This window comes from Arthrobacter sp. KUASC02 (genome assembly GCF_059739395.1).
On the sequence record NZ_AP046053.1, the window covers coordinates 1,110,415 to 1,123,775 of the forward strand.

At 67.3% G+C, this 13,361-nt stretch carries 10 protein-coding genes; 6 read left to right on the forward strand and 4 right to left on the reverse strand.

Going from position 1 to position 13,361, the window contains the following annotated elements; translation table 11 throughout:
* Positions 1 to 3: 3 nt before the first annotated feature.
* Both AC6JAC_RS05100 and AC6JAC_RS05105 read right to left on the reverse strand, forming a co-directional pair.
* Positions 4 to 3,261 carry a family 78 glycoside hydrolase catalytic domain gene (locus tag AC6JAC_RS05100; RefSeq protein WP_497963675.1) on the reverse strand — a complete coding sequence of 1,086 codons (3,258 nt, stop codon included), beginning with the start codon at positions 3,259 to 3,261 and terminating at the stop codon, positions 4 to 6.
* A complete protein-coding gene (locus tag AC6JAC_RS05105; protein ID WP_497963677.1) occupies positions 3,258 to 5,363 on the reverse strand; it encodes a DUF6807 family protein in 2,106 nt (701 codons plus the stop codon). The genes AC6JAC_RS05100 and AC6JAC_RS05105 overlap by 4 nt, the downstream gene beginning before the upstream one ends.
* Before the next feature lie 320 nt (positions 5,364 to 5,683).
* On the opposite strand from AC6JAC_RS05105, the gene AC6JAC_RS05110 reads away from it, so the two are divergent.
* From AC6JAC_RS05110 to AC6JAC_RS05135, 6 genes are all read left to right on the forward strand, one after another.
* Complete coding sequence (locus AC6JAC_RS05110) at positions 5,684 to 6,367, forward strand: YesL family protein (RefSeq protein WP_497963679.1); 684 nt, start codon at positions 5,684 to 5,686, stop codon at positions 6,365 to 6,367.
* A 189-nt stretch (positions 6,368 to 6,556) separates the two neighbouring features.
* Positions 6,557 to 8,086, forward strand: coding sequence for an extracellular solute-binding protein (locus tag AC6JAC_RS05115; protein ID WP_497963681.1), 1,530 nt, complete (start codon positions 6,557 to 6,559; stop codon positions 8,084 to 8,086).
* Positions 8,083 to 9,057: an ABC transporter permease gene (locus AC6JAC_RS05120; protein WP_028269968.1), complete on the forward strand. Its 975-nt coding sequence runs from the start codon at positions 8,083 to 8,085 to the stop codon at positions 9,055 to 9,057. The genes AC6JAC_RS05115 and AC6JAC_RS05120 overlap by 4 nt, the downstream gene beginning before the upstream one ends.
* Positions 9,057 to 9,929 carry a carbohydrate ABC transporter permease gene (locus tag AC6JAC_RS05125; protein ID WP_028269969.1) on the forward strand — a complete coding sequence of 291 codons (873 nt, stop codon included), beginning with the start codon at positions 9,057 to 9,059 and terminating at the stop codon, positions 9,927 to 9,929. Before AC6JAC_RS05120 ends, AC6JAC_RS05125 begins: the two co-directional genes overlap by 1 nt.
* A 52-nt stretch (positions 9,930 to 9,981) precedes the next feature.
* Positions 9,982 to 10,653 carry a rhamnogalacturonan acetylesterase gene (locus AC6JAC_RS05130; RefSeq protein WP_497963683.1) on the forward strand — a complete coding sequence of 224 codons (672 nt, stop codon included), beginning with the start codon at positions 9,982 to 9,984 and terminating at the stop codon, positions 10,651 to 10,653.
* Between the two features lie 9 nt (positions 10,654 to 10,662).
* Positions 10,663 to 11,325, forward strand: a complete 663-nt coding sequence (locus AC6JAC_RS05135) for a DUF1961 family protein (RefSeq protein WP_497963685.1) — start codon at positions 10,663 to 10,665, stop codon at positions 11,323 to 11,325.
* Here the strand turns inward: AC6JAC_RS05135 and AC6JAC_RS05140 are convergent.
* Both AC6JAC_RS05140 and AC6JAC_RS05145 read right to left on the reverse strand, forming a co-directional pair.
* Positions 11,322 to 12,152 (reverse strand): oxidoreductase, encoded by an 831-nt coding sequence (locus AC6JAC_RS05140; protein WP_497963687.1) that lies wholly within the window; start codon positions 12,150 to 12,152, stop codon positions 11,322 to 11,324. The two genes, AC6JAC_RS05135 and AC6JAC_RS05140, sit on opposite strands and share 4 nt — an antisense overlap.
* A gap of 126 nt (positions 12,153 to 12,278) precedes the next feature.
* On the reverse strand, positions 12,279 to 13,310 hold the full coding sequence (locus AC6JAC_RS05145; RefSeq protein ID WP_497963689.1) for an alpha/beta fold hydrolase: 1,032 nt from the start codon (positions 13,308 to 13,310) through the stop codon (positions 12,279 to 12,281).
* Positions 13,311 to 13,361: the final 51 nt, after the last annotated feature.

Sequence of the window (13,361 nt, forward strand, 5' to 3'; positions counted from 1 at the left end):
TGGCTATTCCGGCCGGAAGTGCCAGGTCCCCGGATGGATCCGGAACGTGACGGGGCCGGCTCCCGTGGAGGGCCCGACGACGGCGGAAACCGGCGTCGTCGGGCCCTCCGCCGTGTAGCGTCCGGCCGGCAGCACCACCACGGCGCGGACGCCGGCGGGCACCGTGCAGCCCAGTTCCATCCCGGCGGGGCCGCGATGCCAGCTGGCCGAAACCGTTCCGCGCTGGAGCGGGACACTCCCGCGGGCGTGCCCCAGCCGGCCGGCCGGCGGTTCGATGCGGGCCTCCGCGCCCCCGTCAGTCACCCGGATGCCGAGCAGGTGGCTCAGGATTTCCCGGATCACGGAAGCGGACCACGCGTGCGACTGGCTGTAGTCCGTGGCCTCGTCCAGTTCCCAGGCTTCCCAGGTGAAACTGGCCCGTGATTCCAGCAGCCGTGCCCAGCCGGGCTGCCCGGGGTTGGTCAGCAGGTCCAGCACCTCGTCCACCAGCCCCGCCGCCAGCAGTGCGCGCACCAGGCGGTGCACGGTCATGGGACCCTGCCGCATTCCCATCCCGGCCAGGCGCCGCCCGTCGCGCAGGACCCACTCCGGCGGGGTGATGCCGAGCGACAACGGGAAGGACGTGGCGTGCTGGGAGGCGTGGCTGCTGGGCGTGCCGTCCCCGTGCAGCCCGTCCACCATCACTCCGTCCACGCGCAGGCGGGCGTTGATCGCGGCGGACAGCTCAACCGAGCGTGCACGGTACTCCTCGGCCTCCCGGCGTCGACCGGTCAGCCCGCACAACCCGGCCACCGCGTCCAGGACCGAAAAGGCCTGCGCGCTGACGGTGGTTTTGGCCGCGCACGCCATGTCATAGCCGAAGCGCCCGGGCGCCGGCCAGTCCACAATCCCGTGGAGGTAGGGACCGGAGCCGCCGCCGAGGCGGGTGACGAGTCCCGCCGTCGGGCCGTCCGCCGGGATGTGCCGCAGCACGTAACCGGCGGTGGCGCGCAGGGCTGGCAGCAGCTCTTCCACCAGGGCGGTATCGCCGCTGTTCCGGTGGTAATCCTCCACCCATTCCGGCATCATCAGGGAGAAATCCGGGATGTCGCGCTTGCCGTCGCCGTTGGGATACACCGCGTTGTAGCGGCCGTGGTCGCCGCCGCCGGACCAATACCGACCGGCCGACGCCGCAAACTCGCGCAAGGCCTGGGCCGTGAGCTGCCGCTCGCCGAAAAGTGCCATGGTGGCGTAAGAGATATTGACGGCGTCGCCCAGGAACTGGCCCTTTTCGCGGGTGGGGGTATCCACGAACTGTTCCTGCGCGCCGTACAGCGCGGAGTCGCGCAGCAGCGTGAACACGGCATCAAGCGCCGGATCGGAACTGCTGAAGCCGCCCTCCCGTTGTCCGCTTCCGGGATGTTCGGAATGGACGACGACGCCGCCCACCGCGGCGATTTCCGCCGCCGGGATTCCGGGTACTTCGACGTACCGGAACCCCAGATGGACGGCGGCTTCGTAACGTTGCGGCCCGGAAGCCTGGGTGTAGGGGTAGGACATGTCCGTGTTCTGGCTGGCCGACTTGCCGCGGTCAACCCGGCCCTCCTTATCCAGGGTGTAGCCGGCCCGGATCATCACCGTGCGGCCGGCCCGGCCGTCGGCGAACTCCACCACCGGCCGGGCGGGAAGCACGCGGCCGAAGTCGGCCACCACCGTACCGTCCTGCGCCGTCAGCAGCCTGGCCGCAGGCACGGGTATCCGGGCCAGGAACGTGCGCCGGGGGAGAACGGCGGGAAAATCGGTGATCGGATGCCTGCCAAGCGACGTGGCGGGTTCCCAGGTGGCGGATTCCGAGGCGCCCGGGGCGGTGGCGTCCAGATGCTCCACCGGGTCGCCTTCGTCGTTCCGGTAACCGGACTGCCGGTACGGACCTTCCGCCACCTGCCAGCCGGGGCCGGTGCCGAACACTTCGCGGCGGCCGTCATCGTAGTCGACATGGAGCTGGGCCAGGAGCCCGGGAACGCCGCCGGCCCTGCCCTGGCCCGGCCCGTACCAATGCACCCGGGCGGAGAGGACCACGTCGCGGACCCCGGCCTGCAGCAGGGCGGTGACGTCGGCGGCGTCGTAATAGCCCTCACCCGGGTAGCCGAAGGACGACGTCTCCAGGACTGCCCTGCCTGAGGATGCTGTGTCGATGCGGAACACGGCCTGGTGGCTGGCGGCGGCGAACAGCCTGGCGCGCACCACGGTGCCGGAAAGCGGTACGTCCGTGCGGGCCAGCGTCCACTCGTCGGGCTGGCGGTGGGTGGTGGTGCGGGTCCATTCGGCAAGGCAGGCAGTTGCGCGGTCAGCCCCGGCGTCGTAGCGGTGGTCAACAAGCGCCATTCCGCCCGTGGTTTCAGTGACCAGGAGCGAGCCGTATTCGGCCTGGCTCCGCGGGCCCTGATGCAGGGCAAGGCTTCCCCGGAACCCGGCAGGGGCGGGCTCGTCCACGGTGAGTAGCTCCGCGCCGTCGAGCATCACCGTGATGGTGCGTCCGTCGTCGGTGACTGTCAGGTCCTGCCAGGTGCCGGGGACCAGGTCCTTGCCGGGCAGCCGTTCCTGGCCGATGGTCACGTCGCATTGCCGCTGGGCGCTGGCGAGGACCTCGGTTGCGGGCACGGAAGCGGAGGGGATCTCCCACCGGGCCGCGCGCCGGAGGACCACGGCCCCGGCGGAATTCAGTTCCAGCAGCAGGCCGGTACCGGGGCCGGTGGTGCGCAGGAGCAGGCCCGCCCATCCCATCGCAGGCCTCAGGCGCGCCTCCAGCCGGACCTGGCGGACGGGCGGGGAGGGGAGCGGGAGGTACGGCGAACCGGCAACCCGCAAGGCGCCGTCGAACAATTCCAGCGGGGCGCGGCCGCCGGGCTCCCGGCGGATCCATTCGGCGTCCCAGTCCGGAGTGTCGAGGCCCGTGCTGAAACCCTGCGGCGCGGACCAGGGCCCGGGGACGCCGCTGGCGTCGTGGACGCGGACGGCCCACCGGTAGTCGGCGTCCGGTGCGAGCTCAAGGCCGCCGTAGGGGACATAGTGCTGCTCACCGGAGGCCACGATGCCCGAGTCCCATAGCTGCGTGCCGGCCACGTCGCTGACCCGGAGCTGATAGGCGCTCTGATGGCGGGAGGCCGGATCACTTCCCTCTCCGGCCGCCAGAACCCAGCCGAAGTGCGGGCGCTTTGAGGCGGTCAGGCAGGCTTCAAGCCCGTCGGTGAGAAGACCGGCGGGGGCAAGGTGCCCCGTCACCTGTCAGCAGCCAATGCGCCAGCCTCGGACGGGGCCAGCGTGCCGTCGGCGATCCACACCGTGAAGGAGCGACGGACCGATTCTCCCGCGGCGAGGATCACCGGACGGTCCCAGGCCAGCGCCGAACCCACCCCCGGGTAGCCGTGCAGCCGGACGAACCAGGGATCGGGTGCCTCGGCCGGCGCGGCAAACACCAGGCTCGCCGCGCCCTCCGGGAACTCCGCGGTCCAGGCCAGCCAGGGCGAGACGGAGCCGTGGACGGCTGCCTCACCCTCCCGGTCCGCCGTGAAGACATCCGCCGCGGAGCAAGCAGGCAGCCGCCAGAAGAACCCGCCGTAGCCGCTGCCCGCGGCACCGTTGGACCCGGGACCGCCCAGCGAAGCGTCGACGACGGCGGTCAGTTCGGTTGCCAGGTCCAGCCGCCAGGTCCGGTGGTCCACCCTCCCTGCGCGGGTGGTGCGGCGCTCGCGGAGGAGTTCGCTGCCGTCCGGCGCCTGCCAGCTCAGGTCCTGGTGGAGGGATACGCCGTCCGGTGATGCCGTCTCCGGCCTTGCCGCGATCTGCACAATCCGGCCGTGGTCCGGGCGTTCCTCGTACCGTCCGGCGGCGCGGGTATACGTCTTGCCGCCCCAGAAGTTCGTGCCGTTCACGTCCTGCAGGGCGATGCCGGCGCCCAGGTGCCACGGATGGTCCGCGGGCAGGTGGTCGGTGACGGTGACGCCGCCGAATGACCGCACCGGATGCAGGTACGGGCGGGGCGAGAGGCGGGCCGCGAGGGCGGAACCGCTTCGGACCGTAACGATCGGCACTGCGGAAAGAGGCACTGTGGAAAGAGGCGCTGCGGAAAGAGGCGCTGTGGAAAGGGACAGCGTGTCCGCGCGGTCGGCAGAAGACCGCGCCCAGGGCAGGCCGAGTTCGCTGAAGGTGGCGTGCGCCGCCGTCGCGCGTTCCAGGGCATCTTCGATGCCGGCGATCACCGGGTGGGCGGAGTCGCCCTCGCCTACCCAGTCGATATAGCGGGCAGGGACCAACTCAGGGGCAGCGTCGGTGCGGATCGCCTCCAGCACGCGCATGAACGCGCCGCTGTCCGCGAGGGAACTGATCAGCGGCGCACCGCTCGGCAGGTCCTGCGGGCGGCGGTTCCGCAAGTGCTCCAGCAGGTTCTCGGTAAGGTCGAGCCGGCCAAACACCTGATGGCGTTCGCCGGCGGCAGTGCTGACGGTCAGGCGGTCTTCGGTGTAGTGGAACACCGCAGTGCCTTCGCTGCCCTGCAGGGTGACGTACGGTTCCACGGATTCCGTGGCGCAGAGGGTCAGTGCGCAGGTGATGGGAAGGCCTGATGCGGTGCGGACGCGGATGACGGAGGTGTCGTCCGACTCGATGTCATTGGCGCGGTAGAGGTCAGTTTCCACCGAGGCGAGATCGTCCCCGGTCCGCGCGCCGGCGATCCGCAAAGCAGTGGCGATGGCGTGGGCCAGGGGGTTGGTCGCCACGCCGTCCACCACGTCGACGCCGTCCAGGCTGCGTTTGCCCGCCCAGCGCGACCTCTTGTAGTAGGCGCGGTCGCGTACCCAGCGGCCGGTCGCGGAGATTCCCAGGAGGGTGCCGATTTCGCCGGCGGCCAGCAGCTCTTCGATGGCCTGCAGGGCTTGCGAGCCCAGGCTCTGGAAACCGATCTGGACGCTCCGTCCGGCCGCTGCGGCGGCGTCCTGCAGCCGGGTGAAATCGGCCAGGGAAGCCACCGGGGGCTTCTCCAAGTAGAGGTCGGCGTGGGGGAGGGCCGTGAGCGCGAGCGGTGCGTGCGTCTGGATGGGCGTGGCCACAATAATGAGGTCCAGCGCCGGGGTTGCCGCCAGGAGCTCGTCCAGGGTGCCGAACACCCCGGTTCCGGGCGGGAGCGCGCCGGCGGCCGGAGGATTCGGGTCGGCAACGGCCACCAGGGTGACGGCTCCATCGTGCTGGAGCCTTTCAAGGTTGTGGAGGTGGTGGCTGCCGAAGCCGTGAACGCCGACGAGGGCCACCCTGGCCGGGGTGGAGGCGATCCTGCCTTCCGTGGCAGGCATGTCGGGTTCTTCCGGGACGGGCGCGGACAGGGTGCCCATGGCTCTCCTCTTCTGTGCCCGGGGCTTCCCTTTCCGGGGCCGGGTCTGACGTCGGTGTCGATGCGGAAATCGCTGGGGGGCGGGGCCCGCGACCGTCGCTTTCAGAGTAGGCCGGGGGGCCCGCCCCAACGGATGGTAAGCGCTTTCCAATTTGCTGTTGCCATCAGTCTAACCCGGCTCGGGCCAATATGTAACGATTCAAATTTCGCCTTGACCGCCGCAGTAAAACCGTCTAGATTTTCGAGAAACCGCTTACTGAGGTGACGTGGACCACTGTGGCCCCCGTTTCTGCAACGATGGAGATCCGAAGGGGGCTGGCTGTGCTGGCTGGAAGTTTTAGCGCCAAGGCGTATTCATTTTTCGACACCCTGCTCTGGATTGCCTGCCTGAACCTGCTGTGGATGGTGTTCTCGCTCGCCGGGCTGGGCGTCCTCGGGGCGGGCCCCGCCACGGCCGCCGCGCAGGTCATGGTGCGCCGCAGGGTCCGGGGCGAGGCTGCTCCGCTGTTCCGCTCCTTCGCCCGGGAGTATGGACGCAACTTTGGCCGCGGCAATGCCCTGGCGCTGCCGATCCTGCTGGCCGGAGCCGCCCTGGCCTTGAACTGGAACTACTTCTCCCGCTCCGGCGACCTTCTTTCGCAGCTGCTGGCGGCCGGGACCTTTGTTGCCGCGATCTTCCTGGTGGCTGTTGCCTGCCATCTCTTTCCGATGTTTGCCCGCTACGAGCTTCCGCTTCCGCAGTACCTCCTGATGTCCTCGCGGTTTGCCCTCCGGCACCTGGCGGGGACGGCGATCCTGCTGTTCGTGACCGCCGTCGCGCTGTTCGCCAGCCAGGCGCTGCCGGGACTTATCCCCTTCTTCAGCGTCGGAGCGTGGCTCTACGTGACCGGGTGGCTGTGCGACCGCTTCTTCACTGCCAACGACGAATCGGTGACCGGTAGTGCTCGCGAGCCTGCCGCGGGCGCCACGCTCCCGGCCGCCATGATCGGAGCCCCCCTTGCCTGAGCCGTCCGACGCCCGCCTGAGCCTGGAGTCCTCCGCGTTGGGGCGGGCCAGCTTTCCCGGGCAAGTAATGAAACGTATCAAAATGATGCCGGCACTTCCCGGACACACACCTGACTCCAGAGCCAGCCCCAAAAACTGACCGACCGAACCACCTGAACCGACCCCGAAGAAGTGGAAAAGGAAATCACCATGATCCGTAGAAAACTCAGCCTGGCGGCCGCCGTCGCCGCCGCCACCGCCTTGACCCTCACGGCGTGCAGCGGGGGTGAAGCGCCGGCTGCCGATTCCTCCAAGATCACCATCATGGCGCCGTTCCTGGAGGCACAGCCGCCGTCCGCCGACGGCGCGGTGCAGCAGAAGCTGGAGGAACTCACCGGCAAGGACGTGAGCATCACCTGGACGCCGAACGCGTCCTACGAGGACAAGATGAACATCACGCTCGCCTCCTCCGAGATCCCCCAGGTCATGGTGGTGCAGGGCAAGTCGCCGGGCTTCGTCAAGAATGCCGAGGCGGGGGCCTTCTGGGACCTCACCGACAAGCTGGACGAGTACCCCAACCTGAAGACCACCTTCCCCGAGGTCGAGAAGAACGCCAGCGTCAACGGCAAGGTCTACGGCGTCTTCCGTGCCCGCAACCCCATCCGCTCGGCCGTCATGTTCCGCCAGGACTGGCTGGACAAGCTCGGACTGAAAGCTCCCGAAACCACCGAGGACCTCTACAAGGTGGCCAAAGCATTCACCGAACAGGACCCGGACGGCAACGGCCAGAACGACACCTGGGGCATCACCGTTCCCAAGTTCGGCGCCCTGGGCACCAACAGCCCGTACGACATGATTGAAACCTGGTACGGCGCAGGCAACCGGTGGACCGAAAGGGACGGAAAGCTTATTCCCAGCTTCGAGACCGAGGAATTCCTGGAAGCCAACCGCTTCGTCAAGAAGATGGTGGACGAGAAACTCATCAACCCGGACTTCGCCACCTTTGACGGCACCAAGTGGAACGAACCGTTCTTCAACGGCAAGGGCGGCATCATCGTTGACGTCGACTCCCGCGTCAGCGTCCTCATCAACCTGTTCAAGCAGGCCAACCCGAACGACTTCCAGAACAAGGTGGGCTTCGTCGGCGGGCTCAAAGGCCCGGACGGCGAACTGCACACCCATCCCACGGACGGCTACTCCGGCTTCCTGGCCGTGCCCAAGACCAGCGTCCGCACCGAGGCTGAGCTGAAGAACGTTCTGCAGTTCCTCGACAAGATGAACTCCAAGGACGTGGCCGCGCTCCTCAACAACGGCATCGAAGGCGTCAACTTCACTGTCCAGGACGGCAAGGCAGCCGCCATCAAACCCGAAACCCCTGAAGGCAAGGCCGTGGCCACGGACATCAAGAGCTATGCGCAGCTGGGCACCAACGTCACGGGCAATAACTTCTACCCCGTCAAGCAGGCCTCGGACTACGAGCAGGAAGTCTTCGACAAGCGGGTCGAGGTCATGGCTGAGGACCTGAAGAGCGCCGTCTACAACCCCGCCGCAGCGTTCGTTTCGCCCACCTACGTCGCCAAGGGCGCACAGCTGGACAACATCGTGGCCGACGCCCGGATCAAGTACCTCGCCGGCCAGACCGATGAGCAGGGCCTGAAGGATGCCATCAAGCTGTGGAAGACCAGCGGAGGCGACAAGGTCCAGGACGAGATCAACAAGCTCTGGCAGGACAGCAAGTGACAACGTCCACCGTTGACGTCAAAGCCCCGGAGCAGGCGCCGCCACCAGCGCCTGCCCCGGGGCGGCGGCGCCGCTTCGCCGTCCACTTCGCGCACTACAAGTGGCTGTACCTGCTCCTGCTGCCGGGGGTCCTCTACTTTGCGGTGTTCCGGTACGCCCCGATGTACGGGGTGTCCATCGCGTTCAAGGACTACGTCCCGTTCCTGGGCGTCAACGCCAGCCCGTGGGTAGGCTTCCAGCACTTCCAGGATTTCTTCGCCAACCCGGACTTCGGCCGGCTGCTGGGCAACACCCTGATCCTCGCGTTCCTGAACCTGGGCATCGCGTTCCCGCTGACCATCGTGCTGGCGCTGCTGCTGAATGAGGTCCGCCTCTCGATCCTCAAGCGCACCGTCCAGACGCTGGTGTACATCCCGCACTTCCTGTCCTGGACCATCGTGGCGTCGCTGAGCTTCCTGCTCTTCGCCCTGGACTTCGGGCCGCTGTTCCTGTTCATCAACTCAGTGCTTGGCACGGACATCGACTTCCTCTCCGACCCCGCCTGGTTCCGGCCGCTCATTGTGCTCCAGGAGATCTGGAAGAACACCGGCTGGGGCACCATCATCTTCCTCGCCGCCCTGGCCACCGTGGACCAGGACCAGTACGAGGCCGCGATCATCGACGGTGCCGGCAGGTTCCGCAGGGTCTGGCACATCACCCTGCCCGGGATCCGCTCCACCATCATCGTGATGCTCATCCTGGCGATCGGGCAGATGCTGAACACCGGCTTCGAACAGATCTACCTCATGACCAACGCCCTGAACCGCGAGGTGGCGGACGTCTTCGACACCTACGTGTACTTCGTGGGCATCACCCAGGGCGCCTACAGCTACTCCACCGCCGTCGGACTGTTCAAGTCCCTGGTGGGCATTGTGCTGATCTTCGGCACCAACGCCCTGGCCAAGCGGTTCAACCAGAGCGGACTGTTCTAATGAAGATCCACAACACCACCGGCGGCCGGATCTTCGATGCCGCCAACTACGTCTTCCTGGCCGTGATCGGCGTCCTGACACTGCTGCCGTTCGTCTACGTGTTCGCCGGCTCGTTTGCCACCGAAGCGGAAATCACCCGCCGGGCCTTCTTCGTCTGGCCGGAACAGTTCAGCCTGGGAGCCTACGAATACATCTTCTCCACCCCGGCCTTCATCCGGGCGCTGGTCACCACCGTCCTGGTCACGGCCGTGGGCACGGTGGTGCAGCTCATCCTGACCGTCACCATGGCCTACCCGCTGGCCAAGCGGAACCTTCGCGGCCGGCAGCTGATCCTGTCCCTGGTGGTCTTCGCGATGGTGTTCTCCGGCGGCATGATCCCCACCTTCCTGCTGATCAAGGACCTCGGCCTGCTCAACAGCTACTGGGCGCTGATCCTGCCGGCCGCCATCAACCCGTTCAGCCTGATCATCATCAAGAACTTCTTCCAGGAACTCCCGGCCGAGCTGGAGGAATCTGCCAAGATGGACGGCGCCACGGAAATCGGGATCCTGTGGAGGATCCTGCTGCCGCTGTCCAAGCCCGTACTGGCAACGTTCGCGCTCTTCTACGCCGTGGGCATCTGGAACGATTTCATGTCGCCCCTGCTCTACCTGAGCGACAACTCCAAGTGGACCCTGCAGATGTACCTGCGCCAGGTCACCGCCTCGTCCGACCTCCTGGGCTCCGGCAACGTGGACCCGAACTACATCCCGCCGGAACAGGGCATCAAATTCGCAGTGATCGTGGTGGCCACCCTGCCCATCCTGATCTTCTACCCCTTCCTGCAAAAGCACTTCGCCAAAGGCATGCTCATCGGCTCCGTCAAGGGCTGAGCCGGCTTCGGCTTGCGCAGGTGACGGCTCAACACGCAACAGAAAGAACAGCATGAAGATACTGCTCGCCGGTGATTCCACGGTGGCCAACTGTCCCACCCACGAGTACCCCATGAGCGGCTGGGGCGCGCAGCTGCCCCGGTACGTCTACCCCTGGGCCGCCGTGCACAACTTCGCCAAGGGCGGTGCCAGCACGGAGTCCTTCATTGAGGAGGGGCTCTGGGGTCAGCTCCTGGAAGCCGCGGAGGAGGGCAGCCTGGTGCTCATCCAGTTCGGCCACAACGACCAGAAACGCCCCCAGCTGGCAGCCAGGACGGGGTACGCGGCGAACCTGCGCCGGATGGTGGCGGAGGCGCAGGCGCTCGGGGCGGTGCCGGTGCTCTGCACTTCCGTGGAGCGCCGGCACTTCCTGGCGGACGGTGCCCTGGAAGACAGCCTGGAGGACTACCCCGACGTGGTCCGTGAGATCGCGCTCGAACTGCATCTCGCCGTCGTCGACCTCAACGCCTGGACCCGCACGCTCTACCTGGGGCTGGGCGTCGAGGAATCGAAGCCGCTGTTCTGCCATTTCGGACCCGGCGAGCACGCCCACTGGGCTGACGGACTGGCCGACAACACGCACTTCTCCCGTCACGGCGCGTCCCTGGTTGCCGGGGAGGTTGCCGCCCGGCTTGCGCTGCTGCAATGCACGACGGCGGGACTCACGACGGCGGGGCGGCGCTAGGTGGGAGCGTTGCCGCCCACTCCGGAACTGCTTTACAGCAATCCGCTTGCCGGTCCGGCGGACGTGTCCGGCTGGGTGGCCGAGGGCCCGCTCCGGCAGGAATGCGGGGAGGGCGCCCTGGAGCTTTCCGGCGCACTGAACGATCAGGAGTTCGGGGACCACGCGCACTGGACTTTCTGGTGCCCGGTGGAGTTTCCGGACGGCATCCGGATCAGCTGGGAGTTCCTGCCGCTCGCCGAGCCGGGGCTGGCCATGCTGTTCTTTTCGGCCTCGGGGCACGGCGGGCAGGACCTGTTTTCGGACAGCGTCGCCCGGCGCACGGGCTTCTACCCGCAATACCACTCGGGTGACATCGATGCCCTCCATGTTTCCTACTTCCGGCACAAGTACGAGTCCGAGCGGGCCTTCCGGACCTGCAACCTGCGGAAAAGTGCCGGCTTTGAATTGGTTGCCCAGGGCGCGGACCCGCTGCCGCCGGCGGAGGACGCCCGGGATTTCTACCGCATGGAACTCGTGAAGGACGGCCCGCGCGTGGCGTTCTCCATCAACGGGCTGCCCCTCTTTGACTGGACCGACTCCTCGGACCAGGTGCTGGGCGGGGGCTACCTCGGGTTCCGGCAGATGGCGCCGCTGCGTGCCGCCTACCGGAACCTCACGGTGGAGAAACTCTAGCCCTCAAGGCCCGTGCTGAGGCTGAGATCCCGCCATTCGTCCAGTTCCGCGCGCTCTGCCTGGGCGACGGCGTCAAACGCGTTGTACGCGTCCTGGCCAAGAACCAGGAGGGACGGCGGGGCCGCGCTTTCGGCGATCGCCATGATGGCCTCGGCGGCCTTCGCCGGGTCGCCCGGCTGCGTGCCGTGGACGGTGTCATGCTCTTTGCGTCGTTTCCCGGCCGTTTCGGCATAGTCCGCGATCGCCGTCGCCGACTGGGTGAGGGAGCGGCCGGCGAAGTCCGTGCGGAACGCGCCGGGCTCGATGACGGTGACGTTGATGCCAAGCGGCTGGAGTTCCTTGTGGAGTGAACCGGAGAGGCCCTCCAGGGCCGCCTTGGTGGCGGAGTAGTATCCGGAGCCGGCCGGCTTGATCCGCGCTCCAATGGAGGAGATGTTCAGGATGGACCCTGCCCTTTTTGCCCGCATGTCCGGGAGGACTGCCTTGATCATGTCGACGGCGCCGAAAACATTGGTGTCGAACAATTGCCGGATGTCGGCGTCGTCCGCTTCCTCAACGGCGGCGCGGTAGCCGTAGCCGGCATTGTTGACCAGCACGTCGACGCCGCCGAACCGCGTCCGCGCCTGCTGCACCACTGAGCTGATCTGTGCCGTGTCGGTGACGTCAAGGGGGAGGGCCAGGGCCGTGTCCGGGTACGCGGCCGCGATGTCCTGCAGCGTGGAGGCGTTACGCGCGGTGACCACCGCGTTGTGGCCGCGGGCGAGCACGGACTGGGCGAGGGCGCGGCCGAGACCGGTGGAGCATCCTGTGATGAGCCAGGTAGCCATGGGTGTTCCTTTCGTTGGTTATGCCCATCCAACAGGAAGTGGATCCCCGGCGGGAGGGCCTCTTGATACGGGTACTGGTAGCCCCTCCCGGGCTGATTCCCCCGGCGCATGATGAACCGCGGATCGTCAGGGAACGGTGCCGGCCGGGCTCAGGAACTCCGCAATTTTCGTCGCCATGGCCTGGGACTGCGTCCAGTGCAGGTAGTGGTTCCCGTCGAGGAGCACCAGCTCGCGGCGCTTCACATTTTCCAGTTGGCGCTCGTGGGAGCCCAGCCACTCCGGCTGCTGGCTGATCGTTTCCCGGGACAGGAATTGAAGGACGGGAACGTGGTCAGGGTAGCTCAGTGTTCGGATCTTCGCGGCGTTTTCCGCCATCCTGTTCGTCTCGTCGGTCAGCGCCTCGTTGCCGTAGTTCCAGCTGGCCAGCATGCGCATCTGCCCGCGCTCTTCCTGCGTGTAGTTGTCGCCTGCCGGGTCCGCCAGGCCCAACGCGGCGGCCCAGCGGACCAGGCCGGTGGTCGACGGAAGTCGTTCCCAGAAATTGCCTGCGGCCGGCGCCTCGGTGTGGGCAGGACCTACATCGGAGGCCATGCCTGCGGGGACCGTGGGGTCGATGCCGATAACGGCAGACACTTCCGCAGGGTACTTGTTGGCGTAGTACAGGGTGGTAAAGCCTGCTATTGAATGGCCGGCAAGGATGTAAGGACGGTCGACGGCGAGCTGGGACAGCACTGTGTGAAGTTCCTCGCTCATGTTCTCGATGGTCCGCGGCCGGGCGGTCATGTCGCTGTGGCCGTATCCGAAACCCTCCACCGCCACCACCCGGAAGCCGGTCAGTTCCCGCACCAGCGGCGCGAAGTCCAGCACCGGGGCAGGCGTCCCCAGCCCGCTGAGCAGCACGATGGTGGGGCCGGTGTCCCCGGAACGGGAAACATTGATGGTGCCCTGGTCGATCCGGACTTTCTCCCCGTACGCAGCGGCGTTCGAGCGTTCGATCCCTTCCAGGACGAGATTCGCCGCCGTAGAGGCCACCAGCAAACCGATGATCGTCAACAGCGCTACGACGGCGATCCTGAGTGCCCGCCGTCGTCGTTTTCCGCGAGGCAGCGGCCGGCCCGGTGCTGAACGGGTGCGGCGGGAGAAGAAGCGCAACGGCATACTTCAAGATACCCCCGAGGGGTATCGGAGGCAAGGGCCTCAGCGGCTCCC